Here is a 17,838-nt window from a genome sequence, read left to right as displayed (position 1 = left end):
GACCTGCGATGCCGGTCCCACCGCCGGCCCCGCCGGTGTCGCCGCCCGCGCCGCCGAAGCAGCGTCGGGGCCGGCGATCCGCCGCGCCGCCGCCGGTGACGCCGCCGCCGGGCTGGCAGGCGCCCAAGGGGTACGTGCCGGTCCCGGTCCGCCGGCGACGCCGCTGGCCGTGGCTGCTGCTGCTCACCCTGGCCTGCTGCTGCGGCTGCCCGGCCTACTACGGATTCCCGATCTCGGCGCAGTACCCGGCCCGGGCGGCGCTGCCCGAGCAGGTGGCCGACCTGAGCCTGCGCCAGGACGACAGCAGCGCGAAGACCGTACGGCAGTTGGAGAACGAGGTACGCCAGGAGCACTGGCTGGCCGAGGACACCTTCGCCGGCGTCTACGCCACCGCGGACGGCAAGCGGGTGACGGTCTTCGGCGGCACCGGCATCCGGTTGACGCCGGAGGCGGACGCGGACGCGGAGATCAGCCGCCTCAGCGAGCGCTACGGGTTGGAGGCGCCCGAGACGGTGCAGACCGGTGTACGAGGCCGGCACGAACGCTGCGCCGTCGGGCGGTCCGCCGGCACCGACGTGGTGGTCTGCACCTCGGTCGACCACGGCAGCATCGCCACCGGGGTGTTCACCCGGCTCTCCGTCTCGGACAGCGCGGCTCTGCTGGACACCCTGCGCGTCCAGATCGTCCAGCCCAAGCAGGGCTGAGGACGGGGCCGGTCAGGCGTCGCGGGTCGGGTCCGGGTGGGCGCGCGGCGGGGCGTAGCGGGGCACGTACTCCTGACCGGTGAGCTTCTGGATCTCGCTCATCAGCTCGTCGGTCATCTGTCGCAGCGACGTGCGGTCGTCGGGCCGGCCGGTGAAGTCCAGCGGCTTGCCGAACCGGACGGTGATCTTCGCGGCGCCGGGGCGGGGCACCCGGGCGCCGATCGGCTGGGCCTTGTCCGTGCCGATCATGCCGACCGGGATGATCGGCACGCCGGCGGAGATCGCCAGCCGGGCCGCGCCGGTCCGCCCCCGGTACAGCTTGCCGTCCGGTGAGCGGGTGCCCTCCGGGTAGACCACCACCAGGTCGCCGCCCTTGAGTGCCGGGATGGCCGCGTCGAACGCGGACAGCGCGGCCCGCCCACCGGCCCGCTCGACCGGGATCGCGCCCAGGCCGGTGAGGACGAACTTGGAGATCGCGCCCTTCACGCCGGTGCCCTTGAAGTACTCCGACTTGGCCCAGAACGCCAGGTGCCGGGGCACCACCGTGCCGAGGAACAGCTCATCGGCCACCGAGAGGTGGTTGCCGGCGAAGACGGCGCCGCCGGTCTCCGGCACGTGTTCCAGCCCCTCCACGGTCGGGCGGAACGCCAACCGCAGCGTGGGCGCCACGGTGAGCTTGCCGATGGTGTAGAGCAGGGGCACTGGTCCTCCGGCAGATGAGGTGCGAACAGGCGGTGTCACGGTAGCGGACGCCGCCACACTCCCTCCGATGGAGGTGGCGAGGCGTCCGAGCCCTGGCGATGCTCCGGTCCGCAAGGGGCCCTTCCTCTACACGAGGCGTCGGGAAGGGCCCCTTGCTCACATCGTCATACCCTGCGCACGACGACCGTCACCCGGTCACCCTCGCCGACCTCGCCGGCGAAGCCGTCGAGGCCCTCGGCGAAGTCGACCGAGTCGGCCAGCACCTCCCCGGTGACGAAGTCCATGTACGCGGCGACCGCCGCGCGCACCTCCTCCGAGGCCGACACCGACACCACGATCCGGTCGGACACGTCGAGGTCGGCGTCCCGGCGTGCCTGCTGCACCACCCGGACCACGTCGCGGGCCAGCCCCTCGGCGGCCAGCTCCGGGGTGACCTCGGTGTCCAGCACCACCACGCCCTCGGCGCCGGGCAGCGGCGCGGAGTGCTCGGCGTCGGCGGCGACCAGGCGCAGCTCGTACTCACCCTCGGCCAGGGTGACCCCGGCGGCCACCGGTGCGCCGTCGACCAGTTCCCAGTCGCCCGCCTTGACCGCCTTGATCACCTGCTGGACCTGCTTGCCGACCCGCGGGCCGAGCGCCCGGGGTACCACGGTGAGCACCTGCTGGCAGTACTCGGACAGCTCCGCGCTGAACTCCACCGCCTTCACGTTGACCTCGTCGGCGACCAGGTCGGCGAACGGGCGCAGCTGCTCCGCCGCCGGCGAGGCCACGGTCAGCTTCGACAGCGGCAGCCGCACCCGCAGCCCCTTCGCCTTGCGCAGCGACAGCGCCGCCGAGGCGACCGCCCGCACGTTGTCCATCGCCGCCACGAGGTCGTGGTCGGCGGGGAACTCGGTGGCCTCCGGCCAGTCGGTCAGGTGCACCGAGCGCTCCCCGGTCAGACCGCGCCAGATCTCCTCCGCGGTCAGCGGCGCGAGCGGCGCCACCACCCGGCAGAGCGTCTCCAGCACCGTCCACAGAGTGTCGAAGGCGTTCGCGTCACCGGACCAGAACCGGTCCCGGGACCGGCGCACGTACCAGTTGGTCAGCGCGTCCAGGAAGGACCGGACGGTGGCGCAGGCGCCGGAGATGTCGTACGCGTCCATCTGCGCGCTGACCGTCGACACCAGCTCGTTCGTCTTCGCCAGCACGTACCGGTCGAGCAGGTGCGTCGAGTCGGTGCGGCGCCGCGCCTGGTGCCCGTCCGCGTTGGCGTAGAGCGAGAAGAAGTACCAGACGTTCCACAGCGGCAGCAGCACCTGCCGGACGGAGTCCCGGATGAGCGTCTCGGTGACCGCCATGTCACCGCCGCGCAGCACCGGCGAGGACATCAGCATCCACCGCATCGCGTCCGAGCCGTACGCGTCGAAGACGTGGTAGACGTCCGGGTAGTTGCGCAGGCTCTTGGACATCTTGCGCCCGTCCGAGCCGAGCAGGATGCCGTGGCTCAGGCAGTTGCGGAACGCCGGCCGGTCGAACAGCGCGGTGGCCAGCACGTGCATGGTGTAGAACCAGCCGCGGGTCTGCCCGATGTACTCGACGATGAAGTCGCCCGGGTAGTGGTGCTCGAACCAGTCGGCGTTCTCGAACGGATAGTGCACCTGGGCGAACGGCATCGAGCCGGACTCGAACCAGCAGTCCAGCACCTCCGGCACCCGGCGCATCATCGACTTGCCGGTCGGGTCGTCCGGGTTGGGGCGGACCAGCTCGTCCACCGCCGGCCGGTGCAGGTCGCTGAGGCGTACGCCGAAGTCCCGTTCGATGTCGGCCAGCGAGCCGTAGACGTCCAGCCGCGGGTAGTTCGGGTCGTCGGACTTCCAGACCGGGATCGGCGAGCCCCAGAACCGGTTCCGGCTGATCGACCAGTCCCGGGCGTTGGCCAGCCACTTGCCGAACGAGCCGTCCTTGATGTGCCCCGGCGTCCAGTTGATCTGCTGGTTCAGCTCGACCATCCGGTCCCGGAACTGCGTCACGGCCACGAACCACGACGACACCGCCTTGTAGACCAGCGGAGTCTCGCAGCGCCAGCAGTGCGGGTACGAGTGGGTGTAGGTGTCCTGCTTGAGCACCACCCCCCGCTCCTTGAGCTCCCGGATCACCGGCTTGTTGACGTCGAAGACCTGCTCGCCCTGGAACGGCGGCACCAGCGCGGTGAACCGGGTGTGGTCGTCGACCGTGACGACGGTGGGGATGCCGGCGGCGTTGCAGACGTTCTGGTCGTCCTCACCGAACGCCGGGGCCAGGTGCACGATCCCGGTGCCGTCCTCGGTGGTGACGAACTCCGCGCCGAGCACCTGGTAGGCGGTCTCCCCGGCCTGCTCGACGAGGAAGTCGTACAGCGGGGTGTAGCGGCGGCCGACCAGGTCACGGCCGTACACCGTGCCGACCTGCTCGTACCCCTCCAGCTCCTTGGCGTACGCGGCCAGCCGTGCCGCGCCGACGACGAACCGCTCCCCGTCGCGCTCCAGCACCGCGTACTCGATGTCGGGGCCGACGGCGAGCGCCAGGTTGGACGGCAGGGTCCACGGCGTGGTGGTCCAGACGCCCAGCTTGACCGGCCCGCGCACCAGCTCCGGCGCGGAGTCGTCCGGGGTCAGCCCGAACCACACGGACAGGGTCGGGTCGTGCCGGTCCCGGTAGACGTCGTCCATCCGGGTCTCGGTGTTCGACAGTGGCGTCTCGCAGCGCCAGCAGTACGCCAGCACCCGGAAGCCCTCGTAGATCAGACCCTTGTCGTGCAGGGTCTTGAAGGCCCACATGACGCTTTCCATGTAGTCCAGGTCGAGCGTCTTGTAGTCGTTGGTGAAGTCGACCCAGCGGGCCTGCCGGTTGATGTACCGCTCCCAGTCCTGGGTGAACTCCAGCACCGAGGTGCGGCAGGCCTCGTTGAACCGGGCCACGCCCAGGTCGATGATCTCCGCCTTGCTGGTGATGCCGAGCTGCTTCTCGGCCACCACCTCGGCGGGCAGGCCGTGGCAGTCCCAACCGAAGCGCCGCTCGACGTGCCGACCGCGCATGGTCTGGTAGCGGGGCACCACGTCCTTGACGTAGCCGGTGAAGAGGTGGCCGTAGTGCGGCAGGCCGTTGGCGAACGGCGGGCCGTCGTAGAAGACGTACTCGTTCTTGCCGTCGTCGCCGGCCGGGCGGGCCTCCACCGACGCCTCGAAGGTCTTGTCGGCCGTCCAGTGCTCCAGCACCCGGCGCTCGACCGCGGGCAGGTCCGGGCTCGCCGGGACACCGGCGGCGGTCGGGTCGTGCAACGGATAGGCCATCGGGGGTCGCTCTCCTCGCAGCTCACTCATCGGTGGGTCTGCGAGGACGAACCTTCCGGGGTACGCCTCGACGACGCTCCCCGGGTGGCCCGCGGTACCACCCCGCTTGGCGGTCAGGATCGACCGCCCGCTCATTGGCCGGCTGTGACGGGCCGGACCCGTCCGGTTCTACTGGGCCGGTTGCCCGGCTGTTCTTCCGGAGGCTCACCGGTGATGGCCGGGTCATCGCCTTACGGTGCTCAACGATACTCGACCCGCCCACCGGTCCGCCGCCGAGTAATCCCGCCGCCGGCCACCACCTACGCTGGCCGGGTGATCCGGATCGAGCTGGACGAGCCGACGTTGACCCGCACCCGGATCGCGACCAGCCCGCTCTGGGAGGCCAAGTGCAGCCTCTACCTGCTCGACCGGTACCCGGACGAGGCGCCCTGGCCGTACACGAGCTGGGCGCGGCACGCCCGTCGGGCGCTCGCCGAACTGCCCGACGCGGCCGCGCTGAAGCTCTACTCGGCCACCGGCCCGTGGTATCCGGACTTCCTCGGTCCGGTACCGCCCACCGCGAGCCCGACCATCGCCGAGGAGTTGGCCGTGCTCCGGGCCACGCCGGCCTCGGTGATCGCCGAGCAGATCCCCCGCTACCACCGTCCCGATGACCTGCCGGGCTGGTTGCGGCCGTTCGTCACCGACCGTCAGGCGGCCCTGGACCGGCTCGCCGACGGGCTCCAGGCGTACTGGGACGCGGCGATCGCGCCCTGGTGGCCGGCGATGCGGGCGGCGCTGGACGAGGAGGTGCTGCACCGGGCGCGGGCGCTCGCCGCGCACGGCCCGGACGCGCTGCTGGCCGACCTGCACGAGCGGGTGCGCTGGGAGAGGCCGGTGCTGACCCTGGTCAAGCCGTCCGAGGCGCGGTTCACCGCGGTCGACCAGCGGCTGCTGCTGATCCCGTTGATCTTCTCCCGGGGAGCGCTCACCCACTCCACCGATCACCCGGAGATCCTCGCGGTCTCGTACCAGGCCCGGGGCTCGGTGCTGCTGGCCGATCGGCCCGACGCCGACAGGCCCGCGGCGGAGCCGGCCATCGACCGGCTGGCGGTCCTCGTCGGGCGGGGACGCGCCCAGGTGTTGCGGGCGCTGACCCGACCGGCCACCACCGCCGGCCTCGCCGCCACCCTCGGGCTGGCGCCGAGCACCGTCTCCGAGCAGCTGTCCGCGTTGCTCACCGCCGGCGTGGTGCACCGCCGCCGGGTGGGCCGGCGGGTGCTGTACGGCCTGGAACCGGCCGGCCTGGCCCTGGTGCAGCTGATCGGCGACGAGCCGGCCGCCGTTCCGGCCTGAGCATTCGGCCGGATCCGAATTCGTTTCCCGTGCGCCCCGCTCGCTCCTAACCTCCGGGCATGAGCGAACACGCGATCGAGGCGGTCGGGCTGCGCCGCACGTACCGCAGCCGGACCGGATGGTTACGACCACAGCGCCGGGAGGTGGAGGCGGTCCGCGGCGTCGACCTGACGGTCGGCAACGGGGAGCTGTTCGGCCTGCTCGGGCCGAACGGCGCTGGCAAGACCACCACGATCAAGCTGCTGAACACGCTGCTCATCCCGACCGCCGGCGAGGCCCGGATCTGTGGCTTCGACGTGGTCCGGCAGACCCGGGAAGTACGCCGACGGATCGGGTACGTCTTCGGCGGTGACCGGGGGCTCTACGACCGGCTCTCCGCGCGGGACAACCTGCGCTACTTCGCCGAGCTGTACGGCGTGCCCGGGCGGGAGCAGAAACGGCGGATCGCCGAGCTGCTCGACCTGGTCCGGCTGAGCGGCCGGGAGAACGACCGGGTGGAGGGCTACTCCCGGGGCATGCGCCAGCGGCTGCACATCGCCCGGGGTCTGCTGCACCGGCCGCGGGTGCTCTTCCTCGACGAGCCGTCGATCGGGGTGGACCCGGTGGCGGCCCGGGAGCTGCGCCAGACCGTGGCGGACCTCGCCGCCACCGGCACCACCGTCCTGCTCACCACGCACTACATGGCTGAGGCGGACGAGCTGTGCGGCCGGATCGCGGTGATCGCGAACGGCACGATCCAGGCCCTCGGCACGCCCGCCGAGCTGCGGCACCACGCCGACGGCCGGCAGGTGCTGGAGGTGGAGGCGTACGGGGTGGGTGACGCCCAGCTCGCGGTGATCCACGCCCTGCCGGGGGTACGCGAGGCCAGCGTGGTCGTCACCGGTGCGGCGCAGGTGCTGACGGTGCAGTCCGACGCGGGGGTGGACGTGCAGGCGGACGTGTTGCGCGCGCTGGACGGGGTCCGGCTGGGCCGGGTCACCGCCCGGCAGCCCACGCTGGAGGACGCGTACGTGGCGATCGTGAACCGGGTCGACGCGCAGGCTCGCCCGGTCGAGGCGGTGGCGGTGTGAGGACGTTGCGGATGATCGCCGTCGGGGCGCTGCTGCACGCCAAGCAGCTCAGCCGGTCGCCGTTCGAGATCGCCACCGCGCTGATCGTGCCGGTGGTGCAGGCGACCCTGGCCGTCTACCTGTTCCGGGCCGGCGGCGAGCCGGGCCGGCTGCTGGAGGCCGCGGTCGGGGCGGGGCTGATGGGCGTCTGGTCGTCGGTGCTGTTCGGTTCGGGTGGCGCGATCCAGAACCAGCGCTGGCAGGGCACCCTGGAGATGATCATGTTGGCGCCCCGGCCGCCGGCCCTGGTGGTGCTGCCGATCACGCTGGCCACCGCGCTCACCGGCACGTACGCCATGGTGGCCACGCTGGCCTGGGGCCGCCTGCTGTACGGCATCCCGCTGACCTTCGCCCACCCGCTGGCGTTCGCGGTCGCGGTACCCGGCTGCATCATCGGACTCGGCATGTTCGGGCTGCTGCTCGCCTCCACGTTCGTGCTGCTGCGCAACGCCAACGCGCTGACCAACACGCTGGAGTATCCGATCTGGTTGGTCTCCGGGATGCTCGTGCCGATCACCGCGTTGCCCGGCTGGACCGGCCCGATCGCCGCCGTGCTGCCCACCACCTGGGGAGCGCGAGCGGTACGCGAGGCGGCCACCGGCAGCGGACCCACCTGGCCGTCCCTCGGCATCTGCCTGGCGATCAGCCTGGCGTGCCTGGCGCTCGGCGCGATCATGATGACCCACGTCGAGCGGCGGGCCCGCGCGGCGGCCACCCTCGCCCTGGCCTGAGGAGGCGACGATGACCGCACTGCTCCGCCTGATCGGCGTCGGTGGCGTGATCGCCTACCGCGCCCTGTTCAACTGGACCACCCCGGCGATGTTCGTCGGCACGCTGCTCGTCGGCCCACTGTTCCAGCTGCTGTTCTTCGCCTACCTGGGCCGGCAGCTCGGGGTCGCCGACGACGGCTTCTACATCACCGGCAACGCCGTGCTGGCGGCCTCGCTGGCCTGCGTGTTCGGCGGCACCATGGCGGTGTCCAACGAGCGGCGCTTCGGCACGCTCGGGCACGTGCTGCTCTCGCCGCGCAGCCGCACCGCGGTCTTCCTCGGCCGCGTCCTGCCGTACGCCGCGAACGGCCTGCTGATCGCGGTGACCACCCTCACCGCGGCGTCGCTGCTGCTCGGCCTGCGGGTGCCGGTCGACGCGTTGCCGGGACTGCTGCTGGCCCTGGCGGTCGCGGCGCTCGCCTGCGGCTTCTTCGGCCTGACCCTGGGCGCGATCGGGCTGCGGTTCCGCGACGTCTGGCTGGTCTCCAACGTCTCGGTGGCGCTGCTGCTCCTGCTCACCGGGGTCAACGTGCCCGCCGCCGGGCTGCCCGCCTGGATGCGCGTCACCGGCGAGCTGCTACCGATCACCCACGCCGCCGAGGCGGCCCGCCGGTTGGTCGCCGGCGAGGGCTTCGGCGCCGCCGCGCCCCCGCTCGCCGCCGAACTGGCCATCGCCGTCGGCTACGCGGTCCTCGCCGCCACCCTGCTCAAGCTCTTCGAGGCGGAGTCCCGCCGCCGCGCCTCCCTCGACACCCTCTGACCGCCGCGCCGTGCCGGCATGACCGGAGTCACAGCCACGGCTGTCACGGTCCGCCCCGGCCCATCCGTCGTACGGGTGTCGAAACCGAACAGGGGAGGTAGTCGTGCAGCGGATGAACCCTGGCGAGGTGGCGCCGAAGGCGTACCAGGCCGTCATGGGGTTGGAGAAGTACGTCCAGTCGAACGTCGACCACACCGTCCTGGAGCTGATCAAGCTGCGGGCGTCGATGCTCAACGGGTGCGCGTACTGCGTGGACATGCACAGCCGGGACGCGCTCGCCGACGGCGAGTCGAGCCGGCGGCTGTTCGCGGTGGCCACCTGGCGGGAGTCCCCGTTCTTCGACGAGCGGGAGCGGGCCGCGCTGGACCTCACCGACGCGGTCACGCGGCTCGGCGAGCACGGTGTGTCGGATGAGGTGTGGGACGCCGCCGCGAAGGTCTGGTCGGAGAAGGAACTGGCCGACCTCGTCATGGCGATTGCCACAATCAACGTGTGGAATCGGATCGGGGTGACCCTGCGGTTGGAGCCTCCGGCTCAGGCGTGAGGACCGAGGCGGCAGACGCGGCCGGTGCGCTCCAGGCGCACCGGCCGATGCTGCTCGGGCTCGCCTACCGGCTGCTCGGCAGCCGGCACGACGCGGAGGACGTGCTCCAGGAGACGTACCTGCGCTGGGTCGGCGTGGACCGGTCGACGGTGGCCGAGCCCCGCCGCTACCTGTCCCGGGTGGTCACCCGCCTGGCGCTGGACCGGCTGCGCGTCCGGCAGGCGTCGCGTGAGACGTACGTCGGGACGTGGTTGCCCGAGCCGGTCCCGACCACGCCCTCGCCGTTCGGGCCGCTGGACCGCGCGGAGCTGCGCGACTCGCTCTCCACCGCGCTGCTGCACGTGCTGGAGCGGCTCACCCCGCCGGAGCGCGCGGTGTACGTCCTGCACACCGCCTTCGACCTGCCGTACGCCGAGATCGCCGAGATCCTGGACCGGACCCCCGAGGACTGCCGCCAACTGCACCACCGCGCGACCGCCCGGGTACGACAGGAGCAGCGCCGGTTCACCGCCAGCCGCCCGGAGCGGGAGCGGCTGCTGGAAGCGTTCCTCGCCGCCGCCCGCGACGGTGACCTGGCGAGGCTCACCGAGCTGGTGGCCGCCGACGCCACCGCGTGGAACGACGGTGGCGGTCGGGTGCGGGCCGCCCTCAACCCGGTCACCGGCGCGGACCGGATCGCCCGGTTCTACGCCGGGGTCTACGGCCCGCGTCACCGGGTCACCATGGATCCGGTCGAGCTCAACGGGGAACCCGCGATGCTGGTCACCCGCGCGGACGGCAGTCGGTACACGCTGACCATCGCCGCGGCCGACGGACGGATCACCGGGATCTACGTGGTCGGCAACCCGGCGAAGGTGCCGGCGGTCGGCTGAGCCGGGCGTCGTCGGTCGGCCCCGGGCCGGTGCGCGTCAGCCCAGCTCGGGCAACGCGTCAGCCCAGCTCGGGGAACCAGAGCGCGATCTCGCGCTTGGCGCTGTCCGGCGAGTCCGAGGCGTGCACCAGGTTCTCCCGGTTGGACAGCGACAGGTCGCCCCGGATGGTGCCGGCGGCGGCCCTGCGCCCGTCGGTCGCGCCGACCAGCCCGCGAACAACCTCGATGACCTGGTCGCCGGAGAGCACCAGCGCGACCAGCGGACCGCCGGTCATGAAGTCCTTCAGCGGCGGGTAGAAAGCCTTGTCGACGTGCTCGGCGTAGTGCTCGTCGGCGAGCGCGGCGTCCATCGTCCGGTGCACCATCGCGTCGATCCGCAGCCCCTTGCGCTCGAAGCGGGAGAGGACCTCGCCGACCAGGCCGCGGCGGACCGCGTCGGGCTTGATCAGAACGAGGCTGCGCTCATCCGGGCTGTTGCTGGACACGCTGGGTTCCTCCTGTACGCGCTGAACGCTCGGGATCGGTACGGTCAGCCTAGCGACCCGGTCCCGGCGCCGGCGCGGCGGCCGGTCTTTCCTCCGGTGGCCGAACCGGCCTAGCCTGGCCCTGACCCCGGGAGGTCCACTGTGGCGAATGGCGGGAACCGACCCATCGCGCCGGTACGCAAGTTGATCGGCACGGTGCTGGGCACCGTGGCCACGTTCGTCGTCCTCTTCGGGCTGGGCATGACCAGCTGGGCCATCGTGGCGCTCGGGATCGCCCTGCTGGTGCTGGCGATCGCGCTGGCCACCGTACGCGGCGGTGGGCGCACCTGGGTGGTCGGCGTCGGGCACGTGCACAGCGCCTCCGAACCACCCACCCAGTACGCGTTCGGCCGCTGCGAGCTGCAACTGGTGATCGACGCCCCCGGTCTGCCGCCCCGCTCCAAGAAGATCATCGAACCGCGGGTGCCGGTCGCCAAGTGGCCGTCGCTGGGCCAGACCCTGCCGATCCGGGTCGCGCTGGACGATCAGCGGCACGTCAAGGTCCTCTGGGACGAGGTGCCCACCCACGCCGAGACCGCCGCTGCCGTCGCCGACCTGCCACCCGAGTTCGCCGACGCCGATGCCGTGGACGAGATGCTGATCCAGCAGGACGCCCCGCCGTGGGCCGATCGCGCGCCGGACGACGACTTCCGCGACCCGCTCGGCGACCCGTACCCCGACCCGACCGGTCCCGACCCGCTCCGGGACGACCTGGACGTCGCGCCCCCCGAGGAACGCGAGCCGGTGGTGGTGCACCAGAGCCCCGGCGGCCCGGTGGTGCTGGAGGGCGTCGTCGTCGAGCAGCCGGTCGGCGCCCAGTCCGCCGGCAGCGGGCTGCCCCGGCGGGCCACCCCCGCGCCGCGTCCGCCCGCCGAGGAGCGCTTCGACCAGCCGGAGGACGACCGGCCCGCCCCACCCGCCGAGGACCGCTTCGACCCGCCTCCCGCGCAGCGCTTCGACCCGCCTCCGGCACAGCGGTCCGCTGCGGGCCTGACGGACCCGTTGGACCCGCTCGACCTGCCGCTGGACGATCCCACCCCGCCCGGCGCGGCGCGCGAGACCGTCACCGCCGAGGAACTGGACGAGGCGATCTTCGGGTACGACACGGAAGCCGCCGCCGACCCGGCCGCCCCGATCAGCGGGGTGGGCCTCACGCTCCTGGTCACCGACCTGTCCCGGTCGCTCGACTTCTACCGGGACGTGCTCGGCTTCACCGAGGTCGACCAGGGCGCCGGTAACGCCGTGCTCGCCTCCGGCACGACCCGCCTGGTGCTGCGCGAGGTGACCGGCGCGGCGCCGATCAGCCGCCGGCTGGTGCACGTCAACCTTGAGGTGGACGACATCGAGGCGGCGTACGGGCGACTGCGCGGCTCGGGGGTCCGCTTCACGTACGCGCCCCGCGTCGTCAACCGCGGCACCCGGCTGGAGGTGTGGGCGGCGGCGTTCCGCGACCCGGACGGCCACGGCATCGCCCTCACCCAGTGGCGCGAACGCGCCGACGCCTGACCGTCGGCGGGCCGACCGTCAGCCGAGGATGACCCGGCGGACGTGCAGCGCGTACGCCCAGACCAGGGCGAAGATGACACCCAGCGCGAACAACGACCAGTGCAGTAGACCGGCCAGCATCAGCAGGCCCTGGAGCACGGTGCCGGCGTGCCAGGCCCACGGGCGGCGCATCACGCCGGCGAGCCCGATGGCGGCCACCGCCAGGGCCACCACCACGGCGATCGCGGGCCCGCCCAGGTCACCGCCGACCACGCGGATCGGCTGGATGGCCAGCACCAGCACCAGCGCCTCCAGGCTGAGCGTCCCGGCGCCCAGGCCGCGTACCGCGCGCTCCGGGTTGCGCAGCCCCGACGGCCGGGGCTGCCCGGCGGTGGGCTGCTCGCCCGCCGACCCGTCGGCGGGTTGGTCCGCTGGCGGTTGCTCGCTGGTGCGGGGGTCCCGCTCCGGGTCGGTCATCGCTTCAGCAGCCGACGGGCGTCGGCCACCGTCACCACCGACCCCGTGACCAGCACCCCGACGCCGCTGAGCTCACCCGGGACGTCCTCCTCGGCCAGCGCCACCGCGGTCTCGATCGCATCCGGCATCTCCTCGGCCACCTCGACCCGCTCCTCGCCGAAGATCTCCACGGCCAGCGCCGCGAGTTCCGCCGCCGGCATCGCCCGCGGCGAACTGTTGCGGGTGACGACCACCAGGTCGACGACCGGCTCCAGCAGCTCCAGCAGACCGGGCGCGTCCTTGTCGGCGAGCACGCCGACGACCGCCACCAGCTTGCTGAACGCGAACTCCTCCTGGAGCGCGGTCACGGTGGCCGCCATGCCGTGCGGATTGTGCGCGCCGTCCAGCAGGATGGTCGGGGCGTTGCGTACCCGCTCCAGCCGCCCCGGAGAACTGGCCGTGGCGAAACCCTCCCGGACCGCCTCGATGTCCAACTGCCGCCGGGCCCCGGCACCCAGGAACGCCTCCACCGCGGCGAGTGCCACCGCAGCGTTCTGCGCCTGATGCGCGCCGTGCAGCGGAATGAACACCTCGTCGTAGACGCCGCCCAGGCCCTGGAGGCTGAGCACCTGCCCACCGACCGCGATCTCCCGGCGCAGGACGCCGAACTCGGCGCCCTCCCGGGCGATGGTGGCCCCGACCTCGGCGCAGCGGTCGAGCAGCGGACCCGCCGCCTCCTCCTCCTGCGCCGCCGCGATCACGGTGGCGCCCGGGTGGATGATGCCGGCCTTGGCGAGCGCGATGTCCTGGAGCGTGTCGCCGAGCCACTCGGTGTGGTCCAACGCGATCGGCGTGATCACGCAGACCCCGGCCTGAATGACGTTGGTGGCGTCCTCGGCGCCGCCGAGGCCCACCTCGACCACCGCGATGTCGACCGGCGCGTCGGCGAACGTGGCGAACGCCAGCGCGGTGGTCATGTCGAAGTACGTGAGCGGCTCGTCCGACCGCGCGTCGACCAGCTCGGCCAGCGGGCGGATCTCCCGGTACACCGCGGCGAACCGCTCCTCGCTGACCGGCTCGCCGTCCAGGCTGATCCGCTCCCGGACGGTCTCCAGGTGCGGGCTGGTGTACCGGCCGGTGTGCAGCCCGAACGCCCGGAGCAGCGAGTCGATCATTCGTGCGGTGGAGGTCTTGCCGTTGGTGCCGGTCAGGTGGATCGAGGGATACGCCCGCTGCGGGCTGCCGAGCAGGTCGAGCAGAGACTCGATCCGGTCCAGCTCGAAGACCATGCGGGTGAAGCCGCGGGCGGCCAGCTCGGCCTCGACGGCGGCGAAATCGGAACGGTCGGTCACGAGGGAAGCGTCTCCAGAGCAGCGTCGATCCGGACCAGGTCGGCCTCGGCGGTGGCCAGCCGATCGCGGATCTTCGCGACGACGGGCTCGGGGGCCTTGCCGATGAAGGCCGGGTTGTCGAGCTTCGCCCGAGCCTGCGCGACCTCCTTCTCGGCGGCGGCGCGGTCCTTGGTCAGCCGGGCCCGCTCGGCGGCCACGTCGATCGACCCCCGGGTGTCCAACGCGACACCGACCGCCCCGGGCATGGCCAGCGTGGCGCTGGCCTGGAAGTCCTCGCCGGCCGGGTCCAGCCGCACCAGTGAGCGGATCAGCGGCTCGTGGTCCGCGATGCCGGCGCCGGTGAGCCCCTCCAGCCGGGCGGCCACCCGCTGGGTGGGGCGCAGGCCCTGGTCGGACCGGAACCGGCGGATCTCGGTGACCACCCGCTGCACACTGACCAGCTCCGCCTCGGCGGCGTCGTCGATCAGCGCACGGTCGGCCACCGGCCAGGTGGCGGTCTGCACCGTCTCGCCGCCGGTGAGCGCGAGCCACAGCTCCTCGGTGACGAACGGGATGACCGGGTGCAGCAGCCGCAGCAGCTGGTCCAGCACGTGCCCGAGCACCCGACGGGTGGTCTCGGCCCGCTCGCCGCCCTCGGCGAGCACCGGCTTGCTCAACTCGACGTACCAGTCGCAGACGTCGTCCCAGGCGAAGTGGTAGAGCAGGTCGCACACCTTGGCGAACTCGTACGACTCGAACTGCTCGTCCACCTCGGCGGTGACGTGCGACAGCCGGGACAGGATCCACCGGTCGACGGTGGAGAGCTGCTCGGCGGCGGGCAGGTCACCCGTGGTGTGCGCCCCGTTCATCAGCGCGAACCGGGTGGCGTTCCAGAGCTTGTTGCAGAAGTTGCGCGAGCCCTGGCACCAGTCCTCGCTGACCGGGACGTCCTGGCCGGGGTTCGCGCCGCGGGCCAGGGTGAACCGGGTGGCATCGGCGCCGAACCGGTCGATCCAGTCCAGCGGGTCGACCACGTTGCCGAACGACTTGGACATCTTCTTGCCGTGCTCGTCGCGGACCATGCCGTGCAGCGCCACCACGTCGAACGGCTGCCGGCCGTCCATCGCGTACAGGCCGAACATCATCATCCGGGCGACCCAGAAGAAGAGGATGTCGTAGCCGGTGACCAGCACGCTGGTCGGGTAGAACTTGGCCAGGTCCGGGGTCTGCTCCGGCCAGCCGAGGGTGGAGAACGGCCAGAGCGCGCTGGAGAACCAGGTGTCCAGCACATCCTCGTCCTGGTGCCAGCCGTCCCCGGTCGGCGGCTGCTCGTCCGGGCCGACGCAGACGATCTCGCCCGCCGGGCCGTACCAGACCGGAATGCGGTGCCCCCACCACAGCTGGCGCGAGATGCACCAGTCGTGCATGTTGTCGACCCAGGCGAAGTAGCGCTTCGCCAGCTCGGCCGGCTCGATGCGGACCCGGCCGTCGCGGACGGCGTCGCCGGCGGCCTGGGCCAGGGGGGCGGTGTTGACGAACCACTGCAACGACAGCCGCGGCTCGACGGTCGTCTTGCACCGCGAGCAGTGCCCGACCGCATGAACGTACGGCCGCTTCTCGGCCACGATCCGGCCCTGCTCGCGCAGCGCGGCCACGATCGCGGGACGGGCCTCGAAACGGTCCAGCCCCTCGAACGGGCCGGCCACGGTGATCACGCCGCGCTCGTCCATCACGGTCAGCGCGGGCAGGTCGTGGCGCTGGCCGATCTCGAAGTCGTTGGGGTCGTGCGCCGGGGTCACCTTCACCATGCCGGTGCCGAACGACGGGTCGACGTGCGCGTCGGCGACGATCGGGATGCGGCGGCCGGTCAGCGGCAGCTCGACCTCGGTGCCGATCAGGTGCTGGTACCGCTCGTCGTCCGGGTGCACCGCGACGGCGGTGTCACCCAGCATCGTCTCGGCCCGGGTGGTCGCCACGACGACCTCGTCGCTGTACCGGATGGAGATCAGCTCACCGTCGTCGTCGGTGTGCTCGACCTCGATGTCGGAGAGCGCGGTCAGGCAGCGCGGGCACCAGTTGATGATCCGGTTGGCCCGGTAGATGAGGCCCTCGTCGAAGAGCTTCTTGAAGATCGTCTGGACGGCACGGGTCAGGCCCTCGTCCATGGTGAAGCGCTCACGGTCCCAGTCGACGGAGTCACCGAGGCGCCGCATCTGGCCGAGGATGGCGCCGCCGGACTCGGCCTTCCACTGCCAGACCCGCTCGACGAACTTCTCCCGCCCGAGGTCGTGCCGGGAGAGGCCCTCGCCGGCGAGTTGACGCTCGACCAGGTTCTGGGTGGCGATGCCGGCGTGGTCCATGCCGGGCAGCCAGAGGGCCTCGAAGCCCTGCATCCGCTTACGCCGGGTGAGCGCGTCCATCAGCGTGTGCTCGAACGCGTGGCCCATGTGCAGCGAGCCGGTGACGTTCGGCGGCGGGATGACGATGGTGAACGGCGGCTTGTCACTGTCGGCGGAAGCCCGGAAGTGCCCGGCGGCTACCCACTGCTCGTACCGTCGCTGCTCTACCTCGGCGGGCTGGTACTGGCCGGCCAGGGTGGGGGCGTCGGGGCGTCGGGCATCGAGTCTGTCGGTCACCCGTGAAAGTCTACGGAGGGCTTCCGCGGACCCGACGTGCGCCACCTGCCATTCGCGTACGGTGTCGGCTATGTCCGACGCACATCTCACTGAGCGCCCGCTCGACGACGGTCGCGAGCCGGTCGAGCTGACCGAGGAGCCGATCCAGCTGAGCACCCGGGACCCCGGGGGCGATCCCGACGAACCGCGTGGCGGGTGGCCCCGCCGGCGTCGGATCGGCTGGGCGGTCGCGCTGGTCGTCGGCCTGGCCGGCGCGGGCGTGCTGGGCGCCGCCGGGTGGCGGGTGGCACAGCAGAAGGACACCCGGCTGACCTCACCCGACCGGGTGGCCGGCCTCACCCGGGACGACAGCGAACGGGCGAAGAGCACGGCGGACTACCTGCGCAGCGGCCTGGCCGCCGACATCGAGCTGGACCGCAGCTTCGGCACGGTCTACCGGGACCCGGCCGACGACAAGCGGTCGGTGCTCATCTTCGGTGGCACCACCCTGCTGTGGCAGCCGGAGCGTGACCTGGACAGCCTCTTCGGCCTGATGTCCGACGAGACCGGCAAGGTGACCGGCCTGCGCGAGGTGTCCGCGGGCGAGCTGGGCGGCGTGATGAAGTGCGGCAACACCAGCGGTGAGGGCGGCGACTTCGCCGTGTGTGGCTGGGCGGACCACGGCAGCGTGGTGATGGCGATGTTCCCGGGGCGCTCGGTCGCCGATGCCGGCGGCCTACTGCGCAACCTGCGCGCCGGCATGCAGACCCGGGACTGACCCCAGGCCGCCAGCCGCCCCCAGGCCACGGACCGCTCACGCCGCCGACCGCTCCGGCCACCGACCCGCCAGGGCGCCTCGTCCTCGCTCAGGCCACCGACCGCCCGGGGGCCCTCGTCCCTCGCCCGGACCACCGACCGCCCGGGCCCCTCGTCCCTCGCTCAAGCCGCCGACCGCCCGGGGGCCCTCGTCCCTCGCCCGGACCACCGACCGGCCGGGCCTCGTGATCGACTCGGTTGCAGGGATATCGGGGCAGCAAACGAGCCCCGATACCGCGGTTTCCGGGATCCCGAGTCGATCAACCGCGCATGGATACGGGCATGCCGAGGTCGATCAACCCGACGTGATGGGGCATGCAGAAGTCGATCAACCTCGCATGGATGCGGGGCATGCAGAAAGGGCCACCCCTGAGGGTCGCCCTTTCTGAAAGATTGTCCGGCGGCGTCCTACTCTCCCACACCCTCACGAGTGCAGTACCATCGGCGCTGGAGGGCTTAGCTTCCGGGTTCGGAATGTGACCGGGCGTTTCCCCTCCGCCATGAC

14 protein-coding genes, 1 rRNA gene and 1 pseudogene are annotated in these 17,838 nt (G+C 72.3%); 9 read left to right on the top strand and 7 right to left on the bottom strand.

The features are described 5' to 3' along the window. A pseudogene (locus EAD98_RS22870) lies at positions 1-704 on the top strand (hypothetical protein); the annotation flags it as partial. 12 nt (positions 705-716) lie between these two features. Here EAD98_RS22870 and EAD98_RS22865 read toward each other — a convergent pair. Further along, on the bottom strand, positions 717-1,406 hold the full coding sequence (locus EAD98_RS22865; RefSeq protein WP_121656071.1) for a 1-acyl-sn-glycerol-3-phosphate acyltransferase: 690 nt from the start codon (positions 1,404-1,406) through the stop codon (positions 717-719). A gap of 164 nt (positions 1,407-1,570) precedes the next feature. Continuing rightward, a complete protein-coding gene (ileS, locus tag EAD98_RS22860; protein WP_121656070.1) occupies positions 1,571-4,717 on the bottom strand; it encodes an isoleucine--tRNA ligase in 3,147 nt (1,048 codons plus the stop codon). A gap of 312 nt (positions 4,718-5,029) precedes the next feature. Here ileS and EAD98_RS22850 point away from each other — a divergent pair, with 312 nt between their 5' ends. The 6 genes from EAD98_RS22850 (at position 5,030) to sigJ (ending at position 10,107) form a co-directional block, all read left to right on the top strand. Then, positions 5,030-6,052, top strand: coding sequence for an ArsR family transcriptional regulator (locus tag EAD98_RS22850; protein ID WP_121656069.1), 1,023 nt, complete (start codon positions 5,030-5,032; stop codon positions 6,050-6,052). A gap of 59 nt (positions 6,053-6,111) precedes the next feature. Beyond that, positions 6,112-7,122 carry an ABC transporter ATP-binding protein gene (locus EAD98_RS22845; protein ID WP_121656068.1) on the top strand — a complete coding sequence of 337 codons (1,011 nt, stop codon included), beginning with the start codon at positions 6,112-6,114 and terminating at the stop codon, positions 7,120-7,122. Between the two features lie 11 nt (positions 7,123-7,133). Continuing rightward, complete coding sequence (locus EAD98_RS22840; RefSeq protein ID WP_121656067.1) at positions 7,134-7,892, top strand: ABC transporter permease; 759 nt, start codon at positions 7,134-7,136, stop codon at positions 7,890-7,892. 10 nt (positions 7,893-7,902) lie between these two features. Continuing rightward, on the top strand, positions 7,903-8,691 hold the full coding sequence (locus EAD98_RS22835) for an ABC transporter permease (protein WP_121656066.1): 789 nt from the start codon (positions 7,903-7,905) through the stop codon (positions 8,689-8,691). A gap of 103 nt (positions 8,692-8,794) precedes the next feature. Next, positions 8,795-9,235: a carboxymuconolactone decarboxylase family protein gene (locus tag EAD98_RS22830; protein ID WP_121656065.1), complete on the top strand. Its 441-nt coding sequence runs from the start codon at positions 8,795-8,797 to the stop codon at positions 9,233-9,235. After that, positions 9,232-10,107, top strand: coding sequence for an RNA polymerase sigma factor SigJ (gene sigJ / locus EAD98_RS22825; RefSeq protein WP_121656064.1), 876 nt, complete (start codon positions 9,232-9,234; stop codon positions 10,105-10,107). The genes EAD98_RS22830 and sigJ overlap by 4 nt, the downstream gene beginning before the upstream one ends. Before the next feature lie 58 nt (positions 10,108-10,165). Here the strand turns inward: sigJ and ndk are convergent, their stop codons facing one another. Continuing rightward, on the bottom strand, positions 10,166-10,591 hold the full coding sequence (gene ndk / locus EAD98_RS22820; protein WP_121656063.1) for a nucleoside-diphosphate kinase: 426 nt from the start codon (positions 10,589-10,591) through the stop codon (positions 10,166-10,168). A 141-nt stretch (positions 10,592-10,732) separates the two neighbouring features. Here ndk and EAD98_RS22815 point away from each other — a divergent pair, with 141 nt between their 5' ends. After that, a complete protein-coding gene (locus EAD98_RS22815; RefSeq protein WP_121656062.1) occupies positions 10,733-12,136 on the top strand; it encodes a VOC family protein in 1,404 nt (467 codons plus the stop codon). Between the two features lie 18 nt (positions 12,137-12,154). On the opposite strand, the gene EAD98_RS22810 is transcribed toward EAD98_RS22815, so the two are convergent. From EAD98_RS22810 to EAD98_RS22800, 3 genes are read right to left on the bottom strand one after another with little or no spacing between them, the layout of a single operon-like run. Then, positions 12,155-12,592 (bottom strand): DUF4233 domain-containing protein, encoded by a 438-nt coding sequence (locus EAD98_RS22810; RefSeq protein WP_121656061.1) that lies wholly within the window; start codon positions 12,590-12,592, stop codon positions 12,155-12,157. After that, positions 12,589-13,923: a folylpolyglutamate synthase/dihydrofolate synthase family protein gene (locus tag EAD98_RS22805; protein ID WP_121656060.1), complete on the bottom strand. Its 1,335-nt coding sequence runs from the start codon at positions 13,921-13,923 to the stop codon at positions 12,589-12,591. The genes EAD98_RS22810 and EAD98_RS22805 overlap by 4 nt, the downstream gene beginning before the upstream one ends. Beyond that, positions 13,920-16,538 carry a valine--tRNA ligase gene (locus EAD98_RS22800; RefSeq protein ID WP_121656059.1) on the bottom strand — a complete coding sequence of 873 codons (2,619 nt, stop codon included), beginning with the start codon at positions 16,536-16,538 and terminating at the stop codon, positions 13,920-13,922. The genes EAD98_RS22805 and EAD98_RS22800 overlap by 4 nt, the downstream gene beginning before the upstream one ends. A 70-nt stretch (positions 16,539-16,608) precedes the next feature. On the opposite strand from EAD98_RS22800, the gene EAD98_RS22795 reads away from it, so the two are divergent. Further along, on the top strand, positions 16,609-17,295 hold the full coding sequence (locus tag EAD98_RS22795; protein ID WP_121656058.1) for a hypothetical protein: 687 nt from the start codon (positions 16,609-16,611) through the stop codon (positions 17,293-17,295). Between the two features lie 433 nt (positions 17,296-17,728). On the opposite strand, the gene rrf is transcribed toward EAD98_RS22795, so the two are convergent. After that, positions 17,729-17,838, bottom strand: a 5S ribosomal RNA gene (gene rrf, locus EAD98_RS22790); the annotation flags it as partial.

The organism is Micromonospora sp. CV4 (assembly GCF_003667455.1).
Classification (GTDB): Bacteria; Actinomycetota; Actinomycetes; order Mycobacteriales; family Micromonosporaceae; genus Micromonospora.
This window is presented reverse-complemented; position numbering and strand designations above follow the sequence as displayed.

Excerpts from the sequence above, each read along its gene's own strand:
- ileS (WP_121656070.1), bottom strand. The coding sequence starts at position 4,717 with ATGGCCTATCCGTTGCACGACCCGACCGCCGCCGGTGTCCCGGCGAGC.
- EAD98_RS22845 (WP_121656068.1), top strand. The coding sequence starts at position 6,112 with ATGAGCGAACACGCGATCGAGGCGGTCGGGCTGCGCCGCACGTACCGC.
- EAD98_RS22840 (WP_121656067.1), top strand. The coding sequence starts at position 7,134 with ATGATCGCCGTCGGGGCGCTGCTGCACGCCAAGCAGCTCAGCCGGTCG.
- EAD98_RS22835 (WP_121656066.1), top strand. The coding sequence starts at position 7,903 with ATGACCGCACTGCTCCGCCTGATCGGCGTCGGTGGCGTGATCGCCTAC.
- EAD98_RS22810 (WP_121656061.1), bottom strand. The coding sequence starts at position 12,592 with ATGACCGACCCGGAGCGGGACCCCCGCACCAGCGAGCAACCGCCAGCG.
- EAD98_RS22795 (WP_121656058.1), top strand. The coding sequence starts at position 16,609 with ATGTCCGACGCACATCTCACTGAGCGCCCGCTCGACGACGGTCGCGAG.